The following is a 21521-nucleotide window of genomic DNA, read 5'->3' on the forward strand; positions in this document are numbered from 1 at the left end:
CCGAGGACGTCACCACCGCCCGGCGCTCGCTCCTCGGCTGCGCGATGTCTCCGCCCCCGCCCGGGGTTTGTGGGCGCCGCCCACTCCAGCAGGGCCCCGGACCGGCCGCCGGCCCCGCCCGATGCGCGAAAAGTCGGCCCCGTACGCCTGCTGTCGCTCCGATCGCGGCAGTTGGAGATACGCCGAGACGGTCGACAGGTAGCCGGCGTAGTCGGGAGCGCTCATCGTCAAGCGCCGTTTGACGACGGCCTGCTGAACGTCGAGGAACAACGGAGACTGCTGCAGCTCCGTACCCGGCCACTGCATCTCCTCGCCCGGAGCGGTCCCGTCGGGAGACGGAACCTCGTCGTTCTCCAGGAACGGTGCCCGTGCCGCACGCACGGACTCCTCGACAGCCGGGTCAGCCAGCTGAACCTGGCCGCCGAACGAGGCGAACACACCCTCCGGTTCCAGTAGCGCGGCCACTCTTGACCACCGATCCTCCGGGCGTGTCCAGTGCAGGGCCGCCGCCGCATAGACCAATCCACAGGTCTCACCTGGCCGCAGGTCCTCGAACGCGGCCCGCACGGTCGTCACGTTCGGGGGCGCGGTCTTGTTCAGCTCGGCGAGCATGGCGGCGTCGGGTTCCGTCGCCGTGACCGTGACCCCAAGGTCAGCGAACAGGCGGGTTGCTTTACCGGTCCCCGCACCGATCTCCAGGGCCGTCCGGATCGGCCGGCCCGCGTACGCCATCACCAAGTCGAAGAGTTCCTTGGGATATCCCGGCCGGAACCGTTCGTAGGCTTCCGCGATTGCGCCGAAGCTCAGTCCACGAGCAGACATGCCGACCGTCCTCACACGAGCGGGGCAGACAGCGTTTGGCGGTACTCAGCGGCTTGGCCGTCCGACCGTGAGGGGTGCCGGTCGAACGGGAGTCTCGATCGGGTGAGTGCGGAGGCCGCCGCGTATGAAAGGCCGCTGCTACCGAGGCCGGGCCGGCTGCGCGGGCGTGATCGACTCCCGGTCCGTCAAGGCGGACGCCGTCGTCGGCGCCGACAGCCGCGGCTTCGACGGCGGCAAGCTGATCAACGGCCGCAAGCGACACGCCGTGGTCGACACCCCTGGCCTGCTGGGAGCAGTCTGCCGGCGCCTCGCGCGGGACTTCGAACGCTTCACCGGCAGCGCGGAGGCGACGGTCCACCGGCCAGGCGACGATGCTCATGACCCGCCGCCTGGCCCGGCCACGGCCTTCGCGAGCGTGAAACGGCCCGGCGCCGGCTCGGCGAGCCACCCGCACGCTGTCAGCTGCTTCGCCTTCGACCGCAACCCCTCGATCTTCGCGGGCGCCGGGTCCAGACCGAAGCAGCCCCATTTCTGGCTTGGGCGGCATGGCGGGTGGTGGGTGGAGTCGGGAGCCGGCTGAGCCGCCTGCGGGCCGGCGGTGGTGGTGGAGCAGGAAGTCGGCGTGGGCGGCTTTTCGTGCCGGGGAAGGGGGAGTCCGGGGTGGCCTGGGGTGCGCAGGAAGTCGGTGGGGCGACTTCCTGCGCGCGAGGGGGAGGGTCAGGCGGCGTGGCCGCGCCAGCGGCGGTAGGCAGGTTCGAGGCCGGAGAGGATGGTGTCGAAGCGCCGGGTGCTGGTCGTGGAGTCCACCTGGAGCCGGCTGATCTGGAGAGGGTGGGAGGGGAGCCGGGGGCCGAGACGGTGGTCGGAGAGGAAGCCGAGCCGGTAGCCGAGTTCCTGCAGGACCGTCTCGGCCCGGACGTCGTGGCCGCCGTCCGGGTAGGCGAAGGCGACCGGGGGTTCGCCGAGCCAGTGGGTGAGGGCCTCGTGGGCGCCGGTGATCTCCGCGCGGACGGTGGCGTCGTCGCAGCGCCCGAGGCACGGGTGCCCCTGGGTGTGGTTGCCGATGGCGACGCCGCCCGCGCGCAGTGCCACCAGGTCGGCGGGCGTGAGCTGTTCCTGGCCGGGCGGGCGCCGGTCGGCGCTGACGCGCAGTTCGTGGAGGCTGCGCCGGCGGTCCGGGTCGGGCATCGCCTTGAGCCGGCGGAGCAACTGGGAGGGGTGGCCGCAGTCGAGCGAGCGGGCCCGGCCGCCGTGCCGGGCGAGGAAGTCGGCCTCGTGCCACCAGAACGGCTTCTCGGTACCGATCAGCTCGGAGATGACGAAGGCGGCGGCCGGGATGCCGCGTTCGATCAGCGCGGGCAGCGCATGGGTGAGGACGCTGCGGTCGGCGTCGTCGAAGGTCACCAGGACGCTGCGGGCGGGCAGCGGGCGCCGTTCGGCGACGGCCTGCTGCACGGCGGCCAGCGAGACGGGGGTCGCGAGTCTTCGCAGCCGGTCCAGCTGGGCGCCGAACGAGCGCGGGTCGGTGACCCCGTGGTAGGCGAGCACGGCGAGCCGCTGCGCCGCCCGGGCGCGGAAGAGCGGCTGGACGGGGGCGAACCGCAGCCACTCACCGCGCGCGTCGGCCGGGTGGCCGGCGGGGTGATCGGCCGGGCGGTCGGCACGGGCGGGTTCGGCCGGCGGGCGGGCCGGCCGGGAGCAGGCGCGGGTGGCGGTGGACCGCAGCGCCCGGCCGCCCGGCGGGAGCACGGTCTGCGGGAGGACGGCGGACGGGAGCACCGCCGGCGACAGGACGGACGGTGGCAGGACCGCCGGCGGGGTGACGATCGGCTGCCCGTCGGTCGTCACGGCGGCGGCCCCGGGTGGCCCGCCGGTGGTCGGCGGCGGCCGCAGGTCCGACAGGGCACTCACCCAGGCCCCGTTCCGGGCCGTGGGGCTGGAGGTCGACGTCGTGGAATGGGACTGCGGCACGGTTCCCCCTCGGTCGCCGATGCGGCGTGGCGGTACCGCCGGAGGACGGAGCCCGGCCTCCGACTCCAGGGCGCGGCGGCTCCGCCCCCTGGGTATGTCCGGTCCACGGCGGGGACTCCCAACCCACACCGCGGACGGCTCCTGGATCGCTCAATGTAATGGAGACAGCTACGCCCCGTTGATGGTTGTACCGGACCGGCAAGGTTTTTTCGCAGACCGGGAACCATTCCGGGACGAGCCCGGAACGAGCCCGCGACACGGCGGGAACGAACCGGGGGACGGCTCCGGAACACCTCCCCGCCCACTCGCCACTCCCGGCCGCGGCCGTCACGGAGGGTGTCCGCCCGATCGCGCCGCGCGTGCTGCCCGCAGGTCGCTGCCGGGGTACCTTGGGCTCATGGCAGATGCGGAACGTGATCACTTCCACCCGCACGGCGCGACCCGGATGGCCCGGTACTGTCACGGTGGCCCGCTGGTCACCCACCAGGTGCCGCTCGCGCTGGTGGGCCTGGCCTGCCTCGCGCTGGGGATCGTGGTGGCGGTCGTGGTTCCGGACAGTGACGGCCCGGCCTGGGCTATGGCGGTGGCGGGTTGCCTCGCGGCCGGCGTGCTGCTGCTCGCCCGGATCGCCTTCGCGCTGTTCCGCCGCCGCCGCGCGGCGGCCTGAGCACGTAGCGGCCCGGGCGTCGGCGGCCTGAGCACGGGACCGACACCGATCACCCGATCGAGTCCAACCGGTCAGATCGACAGGTTTTCAGCCCATCTGCCAACCCCTTCTCGCTTCTTTCACAATTCCGGGGCACCAGCCCCACAGTTCCCCCTACTGTGATGACCGTCCGGGGTGCCGACCGCACCGGATGCGAGGCCACTTGCCGGCGCCGGGGAGGGCGCCGCAGAGGGGGGAACCATGAGCGGCACCGCCGCGCCCGGAACGGCCCCGGTCAGCGGGGGAATCCGGACCCGGGTGAAGCGCCAGCTGGCACGCCGGGTCGGCAGCACCCCCGGCGAGGGCGCCACCGTGCTGATCTACCACCGGGTGGGCGGCGGGAGCCCGGACGAGCTGGACGTCGCCACCGCCGACTTCGCCGCCCAGGCCGACCTGCTCGCCGCCCTGCCCCCCGGGCGGGTGGTCTCGCTGGACGAGGCCACCGACCGGATCGAGGCCGGCCGCCGCACCCCGAGCGTCGTCCTCACCTTCGACGACGGCTTCGCGGACGTCTACGACAACGCCTGGCCGCTGCTGCGCGAACGCGGGCTGCCGTTCACCGTCTACCTGACCAGCGGTCACGTCGGCGGCGAGATGCGCTGGGAGGGCTCGACCGCCAAGGTGGCCGGCGCCCCCGCGCTCAGCTGGGAGCAGCTGCGCGAGATGACCGCCTCCGGCCTGTGCACGGTCGCCAACCACACCCGCACCCACGCCCGCCCCCAACTGCTCTCCGTCGCCGAGCTGGACGCCTGCAACGACGACGTCGAGGAGCACCTGGGCGTCCGCCCCAGCCACTACGCCTACACCTGGGGCGTGCCGGTCCCACACATGGAGCCGGCCCTGCGGGCCCGCTTCCGGACCGCCGCCACCGGCGAGGTCGGCCGCAACACCCCCGGCGTCGACCCGGTCCGGCTGCGCCGGGTACCGGTCCGCCGCACCGACCCGATCGACTTCTTCCGCGCCAAGCTGCACGGCCGGCTGATCCCCGAGCTCGCCTACGCCCGGATCGTCGCCACCGCCAAGGCGGTGGGCGCCCGTGCCTGAGGACCGGATCCCGCGGCGCCTGCGCGGCCCCGGCGGCCGCCCGCTGCGCGTCGCCCACCTCACCACCGTCGACATGAGCCTGCAACTGCTGCTCGCCACCGAGCTGAAGGTCGACCTGGAGGCCGGCTTCGAGACGTACGGGATCAGCGCGCCCGGCCCGTACGTCCCCGAGCTGGAGGCGATCGGGGTGCGCCACGAGCCGCTGCACGCGCTCACCCGGGCCTGGGAGCCGCGCGCCGACGCCGTCGCCGCCCGCGAACTGCTCGCCGTCCTCGACCGGATCCGCCCGGACGTGCTGCACACCCACAACCCGAAGACCGGCGTGCTCGGCCGCGTCCTCGGCCGCCTCGCCCGGGTCCCGGTCGTGGTCAACACCTGCCACGGCCTCTGGGCGCAGGCCCACGACCCGCTCGCCAAGCGGGCCTTCGTACTGGGCGCCGAGGCCTTCGCGGCCCGCTTCTCGCACGCCGAGCTGTACCAGAACGGCGAGGACCGCCGCACCCTGGCCCGCGCCGTCCCGGCCCGCCGCTCCCGGGTGGTCGGCAACGGCGTGGACCTCACCCGCTTCGCCACCGACCCGGGCGAGCGCGAGCGCACCCGCGCCGCCCTGCGCGCCGAACTCGGTGTCGGGCCGGACGAACTGCTCGTCGGCGGGGTCGGCCGACGGGTCGCCGAGAAGGGCATCGCGGAGTACGCCGAGGCGGCCCGCGCGCTGGCCGGCAAGGCCCGGTTCGTCTGGATCGGCCCGGACGACCCGGACAAGCCGGACGCCCACGGCGCCGAGTCCGGTGTCGCCTTCCTCGGCCCGCGCGGCGACATGCCCGCCGTCTACGCCGCCCTCGACGTCTTCGTCCTCCCCTCCTACCGGGAGGGGTTCTCCCGCTCCGCCATGGAGGCCGCCGCCGGCGGCCTGCCGATGGTGCTCAGCGACATCCGCGGCTGCCGCGAGATCGGCACCCACGACGAGCACCTGCTCCTCGCCCCGCCCGGCGACGCCCGGGCCCTCACCGGCGCGCTGGACCGGCTCCTCACCGAGCCCGGCCTGCGCGAGCGCCTCGGCGCCGCGGCCCGCCGCCGCGCCACCGAGCAGTTCGACCAGCGGGCGGTCGCCGCCGTCTCGCTGGCCACCTACGCGGCCGTCGCCCGCGCCAAGGGACTGCCCTGGACGGCCGGCTGAGCCCATCCACGACCCACACCACCGCATCAGGGGGAAGGACCGTCATGAAGCGAGGGGGGGACCTCGTGATCACCGTCCTGGCCGGGATCGCCGCGATTCCGCTCGGCCTGGTGATCGCCCTGCTGATCCGCTGCACGATGGGCGGACCGGTGCTCTTCCGGCAGACCCGGACGGGGTTGCACGGCAAGGAGTTCGAGATCCTCAAGTTCCGCACCATGCGGGACAGGCGTTTCCCCGAGGAGCCGGACGCTCCCCGGATCACCCGGCTCGGAGAACTGCTCCGCCGGACCAGCCTGGACGAGCTGCCGCAGCTGTGGAACGTCGCACGCGGCGAGATGGGCGTGATCGGGCCCCGGCCCACCCTGCCCGAGCAGGTCGCCCACTACTCCCGCCGGCAGCGCGGCCGGCTCGACGTCCGGCCCGGCCTCACCGGCTGGGCCCAGGTGCGCGGGCGCAACTCCATCACCTGGCCCGAGCGGATCGAACTCGACCTCTGGTACGTCCGCAACCGCTCGCTCGCGCTCGACCTTCGGATCCTGCTGCTGACCGTCAAGGTGCTGCTGCGCCCGGCCGGGATCACCGCGGCCGGCGGCGTCAACCCGGGCTTCCCGGCACCCACCGAGCCGGCCGAGACCAGTGCTCCGGTGCCGGTGGCGCTGCCCTCGGCCGCGGCCGCGAACGAGCAGCAGCCCGCCGTGATCGGCCTGCCCCGGCAGAGCACCGGACCGCGGCCGGCCCCGCCGGTCCGTACGCCGGCGGCCCGTACGCCGGCGGTCCGCGCCGCCGTCGAGGAGGCGTCCTGACCACCGGACCCGGCAGGATGGCCCCCGTGCCCTCCGCAACCGCCCCGAGCGGGCTCTGGATCGCCGGCGCCGGGGGCGTCGGCCGCGAGGCGCTGGACACCGCGCTCGCGGCCGGCGTCCCGGTCGCGGGCTTCCTCGACGACCACCGCCACGGCGCCACCGTCCGCGGCCTGCCCGTCCGCAGGCCCGCCGACCTCGGACCCGGCGACCGCTACCTGGTCGGGATCGCGGACCCGGCCGTCCGGCAGCGGCTCGCCGCCCTGCTGGACGGCCTGGGCGCGCGGCCGGCCACCCTGGTCCACCCCCGGGCGCTGATCGCCCCGGACACCGTGCTCGGCCCGGGCTGCCTGGTGATGGGCGGCGCCTACGTGTCCAGCAGCGTGCGGCTCGGCGCGCACAGCCAGGTCCACTACAACGCCACGGTCGGGCACGACGCCGTGCTCGGTGAGCGGGTGACGGTCTATCCGGGCGGCAACGTCTCGGGCGCCGTACTGCTCGCGGACGGCGCCACCGTCGGCTCCAACGCCGTGGTCCTCCAGGGCCGCAAGGTCGGCGAGGCCGCCTTCGTGGGCGCGGCCGCCGTGGTGACCAGGGACGTGCCGCCCGGCGAGGTCGTGGTCGGCTCCCCGGCCCGCCCGCTGCGTCCTGAGGGCGGGCGGCGCCGGCCCGGGCCCGGATAGGGTGCGGGGCATGGCCATTCCCGAGTTCCTCGCCGATCTGCGCGCCGTGGTCGGCCCCCGCATGCTCTGGCTCAGCGCCGTCGTCGCGGTCGTCCTGGACGACGACGGCCGGGTGCTGCTCGTTCAGCGCGCCGACGACGGCTGCTGGACGCCGCCCGGCGGCATCCTCGACCCGGGCGAGCAGCCCGCCGACGGCGCGGTCCGCGAGTGCCTGGAGGAGACCGGCGTCGTCGCCGCCCCCGACCGTCTGGTCACGGTCACCGTCTCGCCGGAGATCACCTACCCCAACGGCGACATGACGCAGTACCTGGAGGTCGTCTTCCGCTGCCGCCCGGTGGGCGGCGAGGTCCGCGTGGACGAGGACGAGACGCTGGCGGTCGGCTGGTACGCCCTGGACCAGCTGCCGCCGATGGCAGAGAAGGAGCTCGCCTGGATCCACCGCGCGCTGTCCGGCCCGGCCGAGGCCGCCTTCGAGTGGAACGGCGCGCTGCTCCCTCGGACCACGCCCTAGAGGCCGCGGAACCAGTCCGCGGTGCGCTCCAGGCCCTCGCGCAGCGGCACCGGCCGGACGTCCGGGAACAGCTCGCGCAGCCGCGTGTTGTCGGCCTGCGAGTCCCGGACGTCGCCGGGCCGCGGGTCGACGTGCGCCACCTCGACCGGGTGGCCGAGCACCGACTCCAGCTCGCCGATCAGCTCCATCAGCGAGGTGCGGGTGCCGAAGGCCAGGTTCACCGGGTCCGGGTGGACCACCCGGCGCAGCACCGCCTCGGTGATCACCTGGGTCACGGTGCCGACGAAGGTGAAGTCCCGGCTCTGCCCGCCGTCCCCGTGCACGGTCAGCGGCCGCCCGGCGAGCGCGGCGTCCAGGAAGGCCGGGACGACGGCCGCGTAGGCGTGCCCGGCGGGCTGCAGCGGGCCGAAGACGTTGAAGAACCGCAGCGGGAGCACGCCCAGCCCGTAGCAGTGGTGGTAGGCCGCCAGGTAGGACTCGGTGGCGAGCTTGCTGACCGCGTACGGGCTCATCGGCGCGGTGCGCATGGTCTCGCGCTTGGGCAGTTCGCGGTTGGCGCCGTAGACCGAGGAGGAGGACGCGGCGGCCACGTACAGGCCGCCGGCGCGGCGGGCCGCCTCCAGCACCTCCAGGGTGCCGGTGGCGTTGGCGTGGTGGCTGGCCAGCGGGTCGGCCACCGAGCGGGGCACCGAGGGCAGCGCGGCGAGGTGGACCACGGCGTCGGCCCCGGCGAAGACCTCGTCCAGCAGCGCCCGGTCGAGGATGCTGCCCTCGTGGAACACGGCGTCGGTGCCGGCCAGGTTGGCCTTCCGCCCGGTGGAGAGGTCGTCCACGACCCGGACCTGGTCCACCTCTGGCCGGGCCGACAGGGCCCGGACCAGGTTGGCCCCGATGAATCCGGCTCCGCCGGTGACGACCACGCGCATGGCTGAGGTTCCCCCCTCACGACCACCCGGCCCCTCGGCCGGCCCTGCGCCGATGGTAGCCGCGCGGTCACCCGCGGTGGGCCGGAACTCCGAGAACGGCCGGAAGCGGCCACGGAGGCCCCGGTGGGCCCCGGGCCGGGATCAGCCCTTGGGCTGGCGGTACGCCTCCTCGGCGGCGTCCAGCACCGCCGCGAGGTCGCCGCCGGCGGTGGCGGTGGCGACGGCGGCCACCGCGCCCTCGACGAACGGGGCGTTGGCGAACCGGACCGGGAACGGCAGGCCGTGCTCGTCGGCGTCGGCGAGCAGCGTCCGGACGGTGGTCACCGCGCCGCCGAGGTCGGCCAGCACCACCACGCCGTGGCCCTGGTCGACCCGCCGGGTGGCGGCGGCGACCAGCACGGCGCTGATGCCGGGGCCGTCCACCAGGCCCCCGCCGGTGGCGGCCACCGGGGCGGGCGAGTCGTCGCCGGCGAGCGCGAGGGCGAGGGCGCGCACGGCGGTGGCGAGTTCCTGGCTGTGCGAGACGAGGACGACGCCGACCCGGCCGTGCGCGGGCGGGCGGCCCGGGGTGGGCCGGGGGCGTGGGGCGGGCGGGGTGCGGGGCGCCGGGGGATGGGCCGAGGGGGCGTCGGAGATGGGGATGACATCGGCGCGGGTGCCGTCCCGGCGGCTCATCGGCTGCTCCTCGGGGCGCTCGGTGGGGATCTGTGGGGATCTGTGGGGATCGGAGGGGTCCGGCGGGGATCGGTGGGGATCGGTCGAGCGTCGGGCGGATTCGATCGGGCTCGGTCGGATCCGGCCGACTCCGGCCGACTTCGAAGGGCCCCGGTGGGGTGTGCGGGCGGGCTCCCCACACTCTGGCAGTTCGCCCGCCGCCCGCCCGCGCGGGACACGCCCCCGCGGGGCCGGGCCGGCGCCGCTGACGGCCCGCCGGTCCGGCCGGGGGAGTCCGGTCGATCCCGCTGACCGGGGCCGTGCGGGTGACTAGGCTGAGGCCGTTCAGGCCGTCGGGAGGAGAGACCAGCAGTGGCAGCCAACAGCGGGACCGGGGTGGAGTCGGTCGAGGCCGGGCCGGCGGGAGCGTCGGAGGTCGGCGCGAACGGGAAGCCGAAGGTGGACTTCACCGGGGCGACCTGGCTGTGCAGCAGCCAGGGCGTGGGCGACGTCCAGATCGCCTTCGTGGACGGCTACATCGGCATGCGGGACGGCCGTCAGGAGGACGGCCCGGTCCTGGTGTTCACACCGGGGGAGTGGCGGGCCTTCGTGCTCGGCGCGCGGGACGGCGAGTTCGACCTCACCTGACCGGACCCCTCCGCGTCCCCTCCGTGCCGCGGAGGGGACGCCCCCGGCGGGCCGGGACGCCGTCCGGTACGCCGCTCGGAGCCCGAAGGTCTCCGGCGGTCATCGTTCCGATCACATTTGAGCGTGCCCTGTCATAATTTCTGTTGACTGGTGGACAAACGCAGCTCAGAGTATGAGCACAGGCAGACGCCGTGCCCACCGCCCCCACGCGGCCAGACACGGCGCCTGCTGTGCAACCCGGCAGCGCTGCCGAGTCTCCTCCCAGTCATCCCCTGCGCACCGGGGTGCGTCGGCCGGTCCCGGCCCACGAAGGGCCGGCAGTCGCCGGGAGGATGGCGCCGACTCCGAGAGCGACTCGGAGGACGGTGCCGTGCTCGGGACCCGCACGCCCCCACGCGGCGGCGTCCCGAGCAGATCCGCGGGAGCGACGGGCCGGGGCCCCGCGGACCTTGCTTGTGATGCATGGAACTGTTGGCTTGTGTGCTGTGCGGTGTGCGACGTCGAAGCTGGGTGCTCGGCGGATCGGCACGACGGTGTGCACAGTGAGGGAAACGCGTGTAGGGCCGCGTTGCGACATGCCGTCCCCCCGAAGGGTGAAACCCAGAACGGCTGTCGTGCTGAACCGAACGTAGCCCGGACGGTTGCTCAGAGTCAACATTGGTCTCTGAGCGTGGATCTCCGTCCGGTGCCCCACCCACCCCGCGAAGGCGCTCTGCCGGGCACGTACGATGTTCCCATGTCTTTTCTCCGCCGTCGCTCCGGTCAGCCCACCGGCCCGGACTTCGACGTGCTCGCCATGGACCCGGGTGACTGGCCGGGCGACTTCGGCGCAGCCATGATGACCGGCCCGGACGGTTCCTGCCAGGGGATTTTCCTGCGCTACGACCTGTTCGGCGGCAGAGGCCCGGCGATGTTCATCGGCAACCTCCCCGAGGGTTCGCCGGCCCGGGAGACCGGCGACAGCGTGCCCTTCGAGGTGCGCCAGCTGCTCGCGGCCCTGGAGGACGAGGAACCGGTCGAGTTCGTCTCGGCGGAGGACTTCCCGGTGATGCTCGGGGACGACCTGCTGATCGTGAAGAAGGTCAAGGTCAGCGAAGGCCGGGTCTTCTGTGCCCAGTTCGGCCGGAGTGACGGAGTGCAGGTCACCATCGCCTCCTGGGACCGACCGATTTCGGACGACCTCTACCAGTTGCTCAAGCCGCTGCCCGCGGACATGTTCCAGCAGGGCTGACCGGGTCCGGAACCGTGCCCCGGAGGGCAGGGTTCCGCTTCCCGTCCCGCTGCTCGCCGGGCTCCCGCCGCCCCGGGCGTTCCGGGCCCCGGACGCTGCTTGACGGCCTCGATCACGGCTTCGTAAAGTCGCGGACATGCCGTGCCGTCTCCCGCTGCTGACCCGTCGCAGCTACCTCGACCTGCGGCGCACCGCCAGCGCGGCGTGTCCGGGTCACTGAGGGGGATTCGTCCCCGAGGCGGCGGGCGGCCGGTCGTTCGGCCGGCGCCGGTCCGGGGGCGGCCGTTCCGCTGAGCCCGGGTTCCGGGGGCGGGTGTTCCGCCGACCTCCGGGGTCGCCTCCCGGTACCGCGCGCCCGTCCCGGCGCGTCGAGGAGTCAGAGCCCACGCTGCCGCCCGGAGGCACCAGCCCCATGAGCACCACCATCGCCGACCAGTCGCCCGCCGTCCCGTCCCCCGTCGAGGCCGCCCTCGCCCGGCTGCCCCGGGTCGTCGACCTGCTGGCCGCCCGGGCCGAGGAGCACGACCGCGACGCCACCTTCCCGTACCAGGGCATCGAGGCCGTCCACGAGGCCGGCCTGCTCACCCTGACCGTCGACCGGCGGTACGGCGGGCCCGGCGGCTCGCTCGCCGACACCGTCCAGGTGCTGGCCCAACTCGGGCGCGGGGACGCCTCGGTGGCCGTGGTCACCGCGTTCACCCTGCTCCAGCACGCCGAACAGGCGCGGACCGCGAACTGGCCGACGGCCGGCTACCGGCGGCTGCTCACCGAGTCCCGGCGCGGCCCGGCCCTGGTCAACACCCTGTACGTGGAGCCCGGCGGCCGCAGCGGCGAGCCGCCGTCCACGCTGGCCCGGTGGGACGGCACCGGGTGGCGGCTCACCGGCCGCAAGACGTACTGCACCGGCGCCGAGGCGCTCGCCTGGATGGCGGTGACCGCCCGGACCGACGAACCGGAGCCCCGGACCGGCACCTTCCTGGTGCGCGGCGAGAGCGAGGGCCTGGAGGTCGACCCGACCTGGGACCAGCTCGGCCTGCGGGCCAGCGCCAGCCACGACGTGGTGCTGGACGAGGTCCGGGTGCCCGCCGAGCTCGCGCTCGGCCTGAATCCGTCGAAGGGCGGTACCGGAAAGGGCGCGACCGGTTCCGCCGCGCGCCCCGGTGGCGCTTCGGCCGCCGGGGTCGTTCCGGCGGCCGAACTGGCCCGGGCCTGGCACGATCTGGCGCTCTCCGCGGTCGCCGTCGGGGTCGCCCGCTCGGCCCAGGACTGGCTGGTCCGGTTCCTGCACCAGCGAACTCCGGCCAATCTCACCGAGCCGCTCGGCAGCCTGCCCCGCTACCGCAGCGCGCTGGGCGAGATCGAGGCCCAGCTGATCGGCGCCGAGGAACTGGTCCACGGACTGGCCCCCCGGGTGGACCGGGCCGAGCCGGACGCGGTCGCCCGCACCGGCCCGGCCCACCTGCTGGCCACCCGGGCGGCGATATCCGCCGTCCAGCAGGCCGTTTCGCTCACCGGCAACCCGGGACTGAGCCGCCGTCACCCGCTGGAGCGCTACCTGCGGGACGTGCTCAGCAGCCGGGTCCACCTGGCCCCCGACGAGGCCGTCCTGGAGGCCGCGGGCCGGGCCGCCCTGGACCGCGGCGCCCGGCACTGACCGGGCGCCGTCGGCCGGAGGGCCTCACCGCGTCCCGACGGCGGCCCGGACCGCGCGGCGGGCCAGCGCGGCGTCGTCGTACAGCCGGCGGATCATGATCCGCTGCTCCTCGCCGGCGCCCGGCACGTCGTACAGCCGGATCTCGCGCATCAGCACCAGCACCAGGTTCACCAGGAACGCGTCCCGGGCCAGGGTGCCGCCGCTCTGGGCGAGTTGGCTGATCTGCCGGCGGGCCGCGGTGTCCCCGGACAGCACGCTCCAGAGCACCGCCAGGTCGTAGCCGGGCAGGTACCAGCCGGCCTGCTCCCAGTCGACCAGGACCGGCCCGGACGGTGCCAGCAGCATGTTGCTGAGCAGCGCGTCGCCGTGGCAGAGCTGGAGCGGGGCGTGCCCGAGGCCGTGCAGCAGGCCGCGCAGGTCCCCGGCGTCCCGGTCGGTGAGCTGGCCCACCGAGTGGTAGCGGGCGATCTCCAACTGGTAGTCCAGCCGGGGCTGGAACACGTCGGTCGGCGGCCGCCACAGGTTGAGCGTCCGGACGGCGGTGAGCAGCGCCCGGACCTCGCCCGGCGTGGGCGCGTTGGCCGGGTGGCGCTCCCGGGCGGCGGGCCGGCCGGGCACGCGCTCCATGACGAGCACGCAGCGGTCGTGGTCGGCGGCCACCAGCCGGGGCAGCCGCACCGGCGGACGGTGCCGCACGAAGGCCCGGTAGACCGCCACCTCGTGGTGGAAGTCGGCCACCAGTTGTTCGAAGTACTCGCTCCGCACCGCCTGCGGGGCGAGGCACTTGGCCACCACCGGCGCCCGGCCGATGGTCCCCGCGACCAGGATGTGGCGGCTCCCCTCGCGCAGCACCTGGCGCGGGGTGAACGCGGGACATATCCGCGAGACGCCGGCGAGCGCGGCCCGGACGGAGGGCGTCTGCAGCGCCGAGGGGTCGATCCGCTCCTGCGCCACCGGCTGGCCCGGCCGCGTCGGCGGGCGCAGCAGCCGGCCGTCGCCGGGCCGGGCGGCCGGGATCCGGACCCCGGGGACACGGGAGCCGGCCGGGCCGGCGGTCTCGGGCGGCCGGAGCCCCAGCGCGGTCCGGGCGGCCTGGCCCCGGGGGTCCGCGGGCCGGCCGTCGACGGGTCCGCGCGGGGCGACCGGCCGCGACGGCGGCGGGACCTGCTTCGGGCCGGGGCGGCCGGCGGCTGCGGTGGGGGGGCGCAGCGCGGTCCGGGGCGCGGTCGGCGTCGGGGAGGTCGCTGAGGAGTACATGGGGTGAGGGAGGTCCCTTCCTTGTCCGTCTCGGATGCACCCCGCGGGGGCGGGGGAGGCCGTTGCCGCCGGGTTCCTGGTCCGGCGGGGGGCCTGGTCGGTCCGGCGGGTGGTGCGCGGGCGCCGGGCACGGACGCCGGGGCCGGAACCCCGTGCTGCGGCGGTGGACCGGCCGTCCGCACCCTGGGGAATGCGGTCGGCCGGTTCTGCCGTGGCCGTGCCCGGCGCCCCCGCGCCACCCGGCCGCGCCACCCCCTCGGGTGAGGACCGGGGACGCCCCGCGGCCCGCGCGGGGGAACCCCCGAACCGGTCTGGGACGCCGCCCGACCCGGGGGCGAGGTGACGCACCTCTACATCACACCCGCGGGACGGTGGTTGGTAATGTGGCGGACCCTGGCGAAGCCTGGCGAATGCTCGCCCGGCACGTGACGGAGCCTCTAGCCTCGGATCAGCCGAGGAACCTGGGGGCTTCACGTGAGCAGGGGACCCAACACCCGACTCGCCGATCTGTTCGTCCTGACCGGATGGTCGAAGGGCGAGCTGGCGCGGCTGGTCAACAGGCGCGGTGCCGCGATGGGGCAGCAGCAGCTGTCCACCGACACCTCGCGGGTGCGGCGGTGGATCGAGCAGGGGGAGATCCCGCGCGATCCGGTGCCGAGGGTACTGGCAGCCGTGTTCACGGAGCGGCTCGGCCGTGTCGTCACCACTGAGGACCTCGGTCTGGAACGACACCGGCCCACCAGGACCGGAGCGGCGCAGTCCGCCACCACGTCGCCATGGGAGCCGGATCGGACGGCCGCGGTCCTCACCGAGTTCACGGGAATGGACCTCATGCTGAACCGACGTGGATTGGTGGGCGCGGGTGCCGCGCTCACGGCCGGGGCGGTCATCGCCGACTCGCTGAAGGGCTGGCTGGGCGGGGACGCGGTCGCGTACGCGGCCTCGGCGCCCGGACCGCGGCGGGTGATCACCCAGGGCGGTGCCCGGCCGGTGGTGGACCTGTACGACGCGGGCCCGGTCGGGTCCGACGAGGTGGAGGCGCTGGAGCACGCGGTGCAGGTGTTCCGGGCCTGGGACGCGGCCCGCGGGGGCGGTCTGCAGCGCAAGGCGGTGGTCGGTCAACTCAACGAGGTGGGTGGCTTGTTGACGCACCGCCACAGTGCGCCGGTCGAACGGCGGTTGTGGCTGGTCGCGGCCAACCTCGCGGTGCTGGCGGGCTGGATGTCGCACGACGTGGGGCTGGAGCCGACGGCGCAGAAGTACTTCATGCTGGCCGCGGAGGCGGCTAAGGAGGCCGGTGACCGGCCGCGCGCGGGGGAGGCGATCTCCCGGGCGGCGCGTCAGATGGTGCACCTGGGCCGGGCCGACGACGCGATCGACCTGATGGCGGCGGCCCGGGCGAGCGGCGGCCGGATGCTGCCGAGGACGCGGGCGATGCTGAACACCGTCGAGGCGTGGGCGTACGCCTCGATCGGGCAGTCGCAGGCGACCTGGCGCCTGCTGGGCGAGGCCGAGGACCTCTTCGCGGAGGACCCGGACGGCCCGCCGCCGTCCTGGATGCAGGTGTTCGACGAGGCGGAGCTGCGCGGGATGCAGGCGCTGGTGCTGCGCACGCTCGCCGAGCACGACCTGGCGGCCGCGGGGGAGGCCCGCCGGCAGGCCGAGCGGGTGATCCGGCTGCGGGAGGGGACGGGGCAGTTGCGCTCGGCGCTGTTCGACCGGATCACGCTGGCCTCGGTGCACTGGCTCGGTGGTGAGCCGGACGCGGCGGACACCCAGGTCAAGATGGTGCTGAACCTGATCGGCCAGAACTCCTCGCACCGCACCTGGGACCGGCTGCGGGAGATGTACCGGCTGACCGCGCGCTACCGGGGGGTGCCGGTGGTGGACGAGCTGCGGGACGAGCTGGGGCGGGAGCTGCGGGCGGTGGGGGTGAAGAACCGGCCGCAGCCCGCCTGACCCGCTGCCCGCTCCTCGCGCGCGGCTCCCCGCTCCTCGCTAGGAGGGGTCCGCCGGGCGCAGCAGCATGCGCAGGGCGGTGACGGTGCCGTCGGTGCCCAGGACGGGTTCGCCGGCGCACTCCACCGTGCCGTGCCCGCCGCCCGGGTGGCGGACCCGGAGGGTGCCGACGGCGTACCGGCCGTGCACCAGCGCGTCGGTCATCATCCGGCGCAGCTGCGGCCGGTCCGCCTCGCTCAGCCGGTCGGGCAGCCGGTCGAGGCTGAGCGGGCCGTGGCCGGGGTCGCAGCCGAGCAGCCGGTAGGCCTCGGCGGACCAGCGGACGTCGTCGGTGTGCAGGTCCCATTCGGCCGCGGCAACCGTGTCGCGGCCGGACGTCGATGTCATGGGCATGGCTTGTCCAGTCATCCGTTCGGGAGCGGTCGGCCGACCGGCGGTGGGAACGACTGTCGCACAGTGGTCCGACGTCCGAGGGTGATTTGGACAGAACGCCGACAAAGTACCTCCGGCATATGCCAGTGCGCACAAAGGGTCGGTCGCCCTGTGTGCGACGGGCTGTCCGAGGCGGTAACCTTCGGTGATTCCGGCGCCCGGGCGCCCACCGCAGTACCGACCAGAGACCCCGGCGACGGAAATCCCGTTGCCACTACGACCGCCGCAACGGATGCTGACCTCATGTTCGAGCCAGTGATAGCGCCCAGTGCCAGCCTCCTCGGCCTCCTGCAGCGAGGTCGCGGTGACGGGCAGCTCCATGCGCTGGCCGCCGACCGCACCGAGGCCATCGCCGCGTTGGAGGAGTGCGTCACCAGGGATCCGCGAGCCGACTGGCAGGTCGAGAACCGCTCCCTCTACTACGCGCGCCTCTACATGGAACTGGAGGCGCCGCTCGACGGCATCGAGGACCACCTCCACTCGGCGGAGGACCTCCTCGACGAGGACGAGGCCCGCACCGGCCTCGCGCTCTCCGTCCTGGGGCACCTCGCCGCGTACGGCCGCCGGGACGCCCTCCTCATGCTCCGCACGTACGCCGCCACCGGCACCAACTGGGCCTGGGCCCTGGACGAGCTGGCGCTGCGCGACGACGACCGGGGCCTGCTGCTGCTCGGGACCGCCGTGCTGGACCACTTCCCGCCGGGCCCCGAGGGCGACGCCGAGCTGCGCGAGACCATCCGGGCCGCCTACGAGCCCCGGCCCTGGCGGCTCTGGGCGGCGTACCACCCGAGAGTCGCGGCGGCGGCCGAGCAGTCACCCTTCGACCTGTGGCAGCGCCAGCTCAACCGCAGCGGCGTCACCCCCGGCTGGTCCACCGCCGACGTCCTGGCCTGGGCCGACCAGGGTGAGCTCGGCGGCCTGGGCGCCGCCGCCTTCGCCGGCGGCCCGGTCCGTCCGGAGGCCTCCCGCGACGCCGACTCCCCGGCCCGGCCGGACGCGGTGGACCGCCGCGCCGCCGCGGCCGCCCGCTGCCTGGCCGCCGTGGTGCGCCCCGAGGACCGCCCCGCCGTCCTGGAGGCGGCCCGCACCGGCCTGCCCGGTGCCCGCCGCGCCGCCCTGCGCTACCTCGTCGACCAGCGCGATCCCGCCGCGGCCGGCCTGATCGAGGCGGCCGCCGCCGAGGTGGACGACCGGTTGGTCCGGTTCGCCCTGGAACTGCTCGGCCGGATGCGCGGTCCGGAGGCGCTGGCCCAGGCCCGCCGCTGGGCCGACCCGGCCACCGGTGGCGCCGACAGCGCGCTCGGCGAGGCCGCCGTCCGGCTGCTGGCCGACGCGGGCGAGCCCGCCGACGGTCCGCTGGTGGTGGCCGGTCTGCGGCGCTGGATCTCGCTCCACGGGGTCTCCGGTGCCGACTCCGGGCTCGGGACGCTGGTCGACGGCGCGGGGCGGCTGGCCGCCACCGGGGCCGTCCCGGTCCTGCGCCACATCTACGGGGAGGCCGTCTCCTCGGAACTGCGCGGCCGCGCCGCCCGGGCGCTCGCCGCGACCGATGTGCACTTCCCCGAGGGGCCCGCCGTCGAGTGCCTCTGGGACTGCGAGGAGTCCACCCGGGAGCTCGCCGCGAGGCACGTCGCCACCACCGGCGACGCCCGCGTGCTGGAGCGCCTGCGCCGGCTCGCCGCCGACCCGGCCGAGGAGGCCGAGGTCCACGCCGCCGTCCGGGGCCGGCTGACCGCCGCGCGCGAGCGCCGCCGGTAGCGCCACCGGAAGCGCCGCCCCGCCGAGACGGAAGCGGGCCGGTCCATCCGCCACGGATGGACCGGCCCGCTTCGTCGTTCCCGGGTGGAACGCCGTTCTCGTTCTCCGCTACTTGGCGACCACGCCGGCGTCCGGCGTCAGGGTGCCGACGGAGACCAGCACGATGATCAGGATGCCGAGCGCGATGCGGTAGACCACGAACGGCATGAAGCTGTTGTTCGAGATGTACTTCAGGAACCAGGAGATCGCCGCGTACCCGACCACGAAGGCGATCAGGGTGGCCAGGATGGTCGGCCCCCAGGCCGGTGCCGGCCCCTCACCGATCTTGAACAGCTCCAGCACGCCGGAGGCCAGCACCGCCGGGATCGCCAGCAGGAAGGAGTACCGGGCCGCCGCCTCGCGGCTGTAGCCGAGCAGCAGGCCCGCGCTGATCGTGCCGCCGGAGCGGGAGACGCCCGGGATGAGCGCGAGCGCCTGGGCCATGCCGTAGCCGGCCGCGTGCGGCAGGGTCAGCTCGGTGATCGGCTTGGCGTACCGGACGGCCCGGGTGCGGTCGGCGACGGCCAGGATCACGCCGAACAGGATCAGCGTGCTGCCGATGATCCGCAGGTCGCGCAGGTCCTGCTCGATGGTGTCCTGGAACAGCTTGCCCAGGATGCCGATCGGCAGGGTGCCCATGATCACGAACCAGCCCATCCGGGCGTCCTGGTGCGAGCGCAGCGCGGGCCGGAACAGCGAGAGCGTCCAGGTCCTGACGATCGAGGCGATGTCGCGCCGGAAGTAGATCAGCACCGCCGTCTCGGTGCCGAGCTGCGTCACCGCGGTGAACGCCGCGCCCGGGTCCTGCCAGCCGAGCAGGGCGGGGATGACCCGCAGGTGGGCGCTGGAGGAGATCGGCAGGAACTCGGTGAGCCCCTGGATCAGGCCGAGGACGGCCCCGTGGAACCATTCGATCACCGGACACCCGCCCGGGGTATCCGTCGCTCGATGCGCATGAAGCGTTCCTTGTTGGTCGGTGCGGGAACGGCCCTGCGAACCGGCCGACGCGGTCCGGCGGCGCGGCCCGAGGGCAGGCGAACCACCGGTCCCGCCCGGCGCTCGGGCCGCGCGCGGGCCCGGCGTCCGCCTGATGCTACGCCGTTCGAGTGACGGCCTGTCGCGCGCCCCCACTCTCGGGGGCCGCTCCCGCGACCGGTGCCCCCGGGGCGGTCAGACGGCCACCGGCCGGGCCCGCACCCAGATCCGGTCCTCGGTGAGGTACTCGTCGACGACCAGCCCGGCCTCGGCGAGGGCCTGTTCGAACTCCGCCCGGCTCATCGGGTGGGACAGGAAGGTCTGGGTCCACCGGGCGTCCGGGAACTCGTACTCGACGTGCACCCGGTTGACGCCCTCGGCCACCGGTGTGGCCGAGGCCACCCGCACCAGCCCGCCCTTCCCCAGCGGGCGCTCGCGCGGCACGTTCGTCTGCCAGTCCTCGCCCTCGCGCTGGAGCAGCACGCAGCCGTCCGCGGCGACGTGCCGGCGGCAGGCGTCCAGCAGGCCCCGGCGGACCTCCGGGCTGCCGGCGTGCACCAGGAAGGAGGCCATCAGGACGACGTCGAAGCGCTCGCCGAGGTCCAGCCGCTCGATCGGGCTGAGCACGGTGCGCGCCCCGCGGACCCGCTCCAGCATCTCGGCGGACTCGTCCACCGCCGTCACCCGGAAGCCCAGCTCCAGCAGTGGATGGGTCATCCGGCCGACGCCGCAGCCGAGTTCGAGCAGGCTCGCGCCGGGCGGGACGGCGCCCGCGATCACCTCGGGCTCGTCGTTGACCGGCAGCCGCGCGTACATGTCGACCGCGCAGCCGTCCGGGGTGATCGGGCCCGGGCCGGTGCCCCGGTAGCCCTCGCGGTGGTGGGTGGGGCTTTCGCCCTGCAGTTCGTGATGCGGTTCGTCAGCCATGCGAACCATCCGAGCACGGTGGGCGCGAGGTGGGAAGAGGGCGTGCGAAATCATGCTTGGAAGATACCCCAGGGGGGTATATAGTCATCGACGAACCGGGCAGCACGGCCAAGGAAACGAGCACGTGGAGGACGACATGGCACACCCCGCCCAGCACGACCACCAGCAGCACGTCGGTCATGAGCACCACGGCCACGAGCACGCCGGACACCAGGACCCGCACGCGCACCACGCGCACCACGCGCACCACGGGCACGGCGGTGGCGGAGTGACCTGGGCGGCCGCGGCGCAGGCGACCCTGCACTGCCTCACCGGCTGCGCCATCGGCGAGATCCTCGGCATGGTGCTCGGCACCGCCTTCGGGCTGAGCAACGGCGCCACCCTGGTGCTCGCGATCCTGCTGGCCTTCGTCTTCGGCTACGCGCTGACCATGCGCGGCGTGCTCAAGGCCGGCCTGGACGTCCGCACCGCCGTCAAGGTCGCCCTGGCCGCCGACACCGTCTCGATCATCGTGATGGAGATCATCGACAACGGCGTGATGATGACCGTGCCCGGCGCGATGGACGCGGGCCTCGGCGACATCCTGTTCTGGATCGCGCTGGCCGGTGCGCTGGTCCTGGCCTTCGTCCTGACCGTCCCGGTCAACAAGTGGATGATCGGCAAGGGTCGCGGCCACGCCGTGGTCCACGCCTACCACCGGCACTGACCTCCGGCCCCGCGCTGCCCGCACCGAACGCCGCGGCCCGCACCCACCCCCTCCGCGGGGCGGGTGCGGGCCGCGGCGTTCCGCGTGCGCGCTCAGACCGCCCGGTCGAGCTCCGCGAGGGTGGCGCGCAGCCAGTCCAGTTCGGCGGTGGTGGTCGCGCGGGCGATCAGCAGCATCCCGCGGCGGAACGGATCGGCCACGTCCTCGGCGCCCATCGGCCGGTCGCCGTCGTAGAAGAAGCTGGCCGGCTCGCTGAGGAAGGCGAGGCGGCGCCGGAGCACGGCGGCCTGCGCGGCCGGCTCGCCGTCGAGGTGGCGCAGGAAGGCGAGCACGGTGAACCAGCGGTTCTCGTCGCTGACGTCCAGCTCGTCCGGCGTGCGCAGCCGCTCCAGCAGGGCGGACCGGCCGGCGTCGGTCAGCCGCAGGGTGTGCCGGGGTGCGGCCGCCGCGCCGGGTTCGGCGGTGCGCACCAGCAGGCCGTCGGTCTCCAGCCGCTTGATCGCCGGGTAGAGCGTGCCGTCGCTGATCGGCCGCACGTGGCCGGCGAGCCCGGCGAGGTGGCGCCGCAGTTCGTAGCCGTGCAGGGGCCGGTCGTGGAGGAACCCGAGGATCGCGAGCTTCAGCATGGGGTCACTCTCTCA

The 21521-nt window shown here is 74.8% G+C and carries 21 protein-coding genes and 1 pseudogene; 13 read left to right on the plus strand and 9 right to left on the minus strand.

What is annotated here, in order from left to right:
• Positions 1-9: 9 nt before the first annotated feature.
• Complete coding sequence (locus ABT093_RS27265; RefSeq protein ID WP_350568959.1) at positions 10-822, minus strand: class I SAM-dependent methyltransferase; 813 nt, start codon at positions 820-822, stop codon at positions 10-12.
• 160 nt (positions 823-982) lie between these two features.
• On the opposite strand from ABT093_RS27265, the pseudogene ABT093_RS41055 reads away from it, so the two are divergent.
• A pseudogene (locus ABT093_RS41055) lies at positions 983-1241 on the plus strand (hypothetical protein); the annotation flags it as partial.
• 298 nt (positions 1242-1539) lie between these two features.
• Here ABT093_RS41055 and ABT093_RS27275 read toward each other — a convergent pair.
• Positions 1540-2733 (minus strand): polysaccharide deacetylase family protein, encoded by a 1194-nt coding sequence (locus ABT093_RS27275; protein WP_350568960.1) that lies wholly within the window; start codon positions 2731-2733, stop codon positions 1540-1542.
• A 457-nt stretch (positions 2734-3190) separates the two neighbouring features.
• Here ABT093_RS27275 and ABT093_RS27280 point away from each other — a divergent pair, with 457 nt between their 5' ends.
• The 6 genes from ABT093_RS27280 (at position 3191) to ABT093_RS27305 (ending at position 7714) form a co-directional block, all read left to right on the plus strand.
• Complete coding sequence (locus ABT093_RS27280; protein ID WP_350568961.1) at positions 3191-3460, plus strand: hypothetical protein; 270 nt, start codon at positions 3191-3193, stop codon at positions 3458-3460.
• Between the two features lie 240 nt (positions 3461-3700).
• Positions 3701-4543, plus strand: a complete 843-nt coding sequence (locus tag ABT093_RS27285; protein ID WP_350568963.1) for a polysaccharide deacetylase family protein — start codon at positions 3701-3703, stop codon at positions 4541-4543.
• The gene (locus ABT093_RS27290; RefSeq protein ID WP_350568964.1) at positions 4536-5720 is read left to right on the plus strand and encodes a glycosyltransferase; all 1185 of its coding nucleotides are present in this window, start codon (positions 4536-4538) and stop codon (positions 5718-5720) included. The genes ABT093_RS27285 and ABT093_RS27290 overlap by 8 nt, the downstream gene beginning before the upstream one ends.
• Before the next feature lie 44 nt (positions 5721-5764).
• Entirely contained in the window at positions 5765-6523 is a 759-nt protein-coding gene (locus tag ABT093_RS27295; protein ID WP_350568965.1) for a sugar transferase, read from the plus strand.
• Positions 6524-6549: 26 nt separating this feature from the next.
• Positions 6550-7203: a NeuD/PglB/VioB family sugar acetyltransferase gene (locus ABT093_RS27300; protein WP_350568966.1), complete on the plus strand. Its 654-nt coding sequence runs from the start codon at positions 6550-6552 to the stop codon at positions 7201-7203.
• 10 nt (positions 7204-7213) lie between these two features.
• Positions 7214-7714 carry an NUDIX hydrolase gene (locus ABT093_RS27305; RefSeq protein ID WP_350568967.1) on the plus strand — a complete coding sequence of 167 codons (501 nt, stop codon included), beginning with the start codon at positions 7214-7216 and terminating at the stop codon, positions 7712-7714.
• Here the strand turns inward: ABT093_RS27305 and ABT093_RS27310 are convergent.
• Together ABT093_RS27310 and ABT093_RS27315 are read right to left on the minus strand one after the other, a co-directional pair.
• A complete protein-coding gene (locus ABT093_RS27310) occupies positions 7711-8640 on the minus strand; it encodes an NAD-dependent epimerase/dehydratase family protein (RefSeq protein ID WP_350568969.1) in 930 nt (309 codons plus the stop codon). The two genes, ABT093_RS27305 and ABT093_RS27310, sit on opposite strands and share 4 nt — an antisense overlap.
• A 141-nt stretch (positions 8641-8781) precedes the next feature.
• Complete coding sequence (locus ABT093_RS27315; protein WP_350568971.1) at positions 8782-9315, minus strand: PTS-dependent dihydroxyacetone kinase phosphotransferase subunit DhaM; 534 nt, start codon at positions 9313-9315, stop codon at positions 8782-8784.
• Positions 9316-9690: 375 nt separating this feature from the next.
• On the opposite strand from ABT093_RS27315, the gene ABT093_RS27320 reads away from it, so the two are divergent.
• The 3 genes from ABT093_RS27320 to ABT093_RS27330 all read left to right on the plus strand — a co-directional run bounded on the left by ABT093_RS27320 (position 9691) and on the right by ABT093_RS27330 (position 12827).
• The gene (locus ABT093_RS27320) at positions 9691-9942 is read left to right on the plus strand and encodes a DUF397 domain-containing protein (RefSeq protein ID WP_350569024.1); all 252 of its coding nucleotides are present in this window, start codon (positions 9691-9693) and stop codon (positions 9940-9942) included.
• A gap of 736 nt (positions 9943-10678) precedes the next feature.
• The gene (locus tag ABT093_RS27325; protein WP_350568972.1) at positions 10679-11173 is read left to right on the plus strand and encodes a hypothetical protein; all 495 of its coding nucleotides are present in this window, start codon (positions 10679-10681) and stop codon (positions 11171-11173) included.
• Positions 11174-11585: 412 nt separating this feature from the next.
• Positions 11586-12827, plus strand: a complete 1242-nt coding sequence (locus ABT093_RS27330; protein WP_350568974.1) for an acyl-CoA dehydrogenase family protein — start codon at positions 11586-11588, stop codon at positions 12825-12827.
• Between the two features lie 24 nt (positions 12828-12851).
• On the opposite strand, the gene ABT093_RS27335 is transcribed toward ABT093_RS27330, so the two are convergent.
• Complete coding sequence (locus ABT093_RS27335) at positions 12852-14084, minus strand: aminoglycoside phosphotransferase family protein (protein ID WP_350568976.1); 1233 nt, start codon at positions 14082-14084, stop codon at positions 12852-12854.
• A 474-nt stretch (positions 14085-14558) separates the two neighbouring features.
• On the opposite strand from ABT093_RS27335, the gene ABT093_RS27340 reads away from it, so the two are divergent.
• Entirely contained in the window at positions 14559-16043 is a 1485-nt protein-coding gene (locus tag ABT093_RS27340) for a DNA-binding protein NsdB (protein ID WP_350568978.1), read from the plus strand.
• A 39-nt stretch (positions 16044-16082) separates the two neighbouring features.
• On the opposite strand, the gene ABT093_RS27345 is transcribed toward ABT093_RS27340, so the two are convergent.
• The gene (locus tag ABT093_RS27345) at positions 16083-16430 is read right to left on the minus strand and encodes a PAS domain-containing protein (protein WP_350568980.1); all 348 of its coding nucleotides are present in this window, start codon (positions 16428-16430) and stop codon (positions 16083-16085) included.
• Between the two features lie 288 nt (positions 16431-16718).
• Here ABT093_RS27345 and ABT093_RS27350 point away from each other — a divergent pair, with 288 nt between their 5' ends.
• Positions 16719-18233, plus strand: coding sequence for a HEAT repeat domain-containing protein (locus tag ABT093_RS27350; protein ID WP_350568981.1), 1515 nt, complete (start codon positions 16719-16721; stop codon positions 18231-18233).
• Between the two features lie 108 nt (positions 18234-18341).
• On the opposite strand, the gene ABT093_RS27355 is transcribed toward ABT093_RS27350, so the two are convergent.
• Both ABT093_RS27355 and ABT093_RS27360 read right to left on the minus strand, forming a co-directional pair.
• Positions 18342-19187, minus strand: a complete 846-nt coding sequence (locus ABT093_RS27355; RefSeq protein WP_502884327.1) for an undecaprenyl-diphosphate phosphatase — start codon at positions 19185-19187, stop codon at positions 18342-18344.
• A gap of 255 nt (positions 19188-19442) precedes the next feature.
• Positions 19443-20174, minus strand: a complete 732-nt coding sequence (locus tag ABT093_RS27360; RefSeq protein ID WP_350568984.1) for a class I SAM-dependent methyltransferase — start codon at positions 20172-20174, stop codon at positions 19443-19445.
• Between the two features lie 136 nt (positions 20175-20310).
• On the opposite strand from ABT093_RS27360, the gene ABT093_RS27365 reads away from it, so the two are divergent.
• A complete protein-coding gene (locus tag ABT093_RS27365) occupies positions 20311-20880 on the plus strand; it encodes a DUF4396 domain-containing protein (protein ID WP_350569026.1) in 570 nt (189 codons plus the stop codon).
• 92 nt (positions 20881-20972) lie between these two features.
• On the opposite strand, the gene ABT093_RS27370 is transcribed toward ABT093_RS27365, so the two are convergent.
• Entirely contained in the window at positions 20973-21506 is a 534-nt protein-coding gene (locus ABT093_RS27370) for a PadR family transcriptional regulator (RefSeq protein ID WP_350568985.1), read from the minus strand.
• Positions 21507-21521: the final 15 nt, after the last annotated feature.

It is taken from the genome of Kitasatospora sp. NPDC002551 (assembly GCF_040296005.1).
In the GTDB taxonomy this organism is placed as follows: domain Bacteria; phylum Actinomycetota; class Actinomycetes; order Streptomycetales; family Streptomycetaceae; genus Kitasatospora.

Bases quoted from the DNA above. Each gene is read 5' to 3' on its own strand.
- ABT093_RS27265 (WP_350568959.1), bottom strand. From the start codon at position 822: ATGTCTGCTCGTGGACTGAGCTTCGGCGCAATCGCGGAAGCCTACGAA.
- ABT093_RS27280 (WP_350568961.1), top strand. From the start codon at position 3,191: ATGGCAGATGCGGAACGTGATCACTTCCACCCGCACGGCGCGACCCGG.
- ABT093_RS27285 (WP_350568963.1), top strand. From the start codon at position 3,701: ATGAGCGGCACCGCCGCGCCCGGAACGGCCCCGGTCAGCGGGGGAATC.
- ABT093_RS27295 (WP_350568965.1), top strand. From the start codon at position 5,765: ATGAAGCGAGGGGGGGACCTCGTGATCACCGTCCTGGCCGGGATCGCC.
- ABT093_RS27305 (WP_350568967.1), top strand. From the start codon at position 7,214: ATGGCCATTCCCGAGTTCCTCGCCGATCTGCGCGCCGTGGTCGGCCCC.
- ABT093_RS27310 (WP_350568969.1), bottom strand. From the start codon at position 8,640: ATGCGCGTGGTCGTCACCGGCGGAGCCGGATTCATCGGGGCCAACCTG.
- ABT093_RS27315 (WP_350568971.1), bottom strand. From the start codon at position 9,315: ATGAGCCGCCGGGACGGCACCCGCGCCGATGTCATCCCCATCTCCGAC.
- ABT093_RS27325 (WP_350568972.1), top strand. From the start codon at position 10,679: ATGTCTTTTCTCCGCCGTCGCTCCGGTCAGCCCACCGGCCCGGACTTC.
- ABT093_RS27330 (WP_350568974.1), top strand. From the start codon at position 11,586: ATGAGCACCACCATCGCCGACCAGTCGCCCGCCGTCCCGTCCCCCGTC.
- ABT093_RS27335 (WP_350568976.1), bottom strand. From the start codon at position 14,084: ATGTACTCCTCAGCGACCTCCCCGACGCCGACCGCGCCCCGGACCGCG.
- ABT093_RS27345 (WP_350568980.1), bottom strand. From the start codon at position 16,430: ATGACATCGACGTCCGGCCGCGACACGGTTGCCGCGGCCGAATGGGAC.
- ABT093_RS27350 (WP_350568981.1), top strand. From the start codon at position 16,719: ATGTTCGAGCCAGTGATAGCGCCCAGTGCCAGCCTCCTCGGCCTCCTG.
- ABT093_RS27360 (WP_350568984.1), bottom strand. From the start codon at position 20,174: ATGGCTGACGAACCGCATCACGAACTGCAGGGCGAAAGCCCCACCCAC.
- ABT093_RS27365 (WP_350569026.1), top strand. From the start codon at position 20,311: ATGGCACACCCCGCCCAGCACGACCACCAGCAGCACGTCGGTCATGAG.
- ABT093_RS27370 (WP_350568985.1), bottom strand. From the start codon at position 21,506: ATGCTGAAGCTCGCGATCCTCGGGTTCCTCCACGACCGGCCCCTGCAC.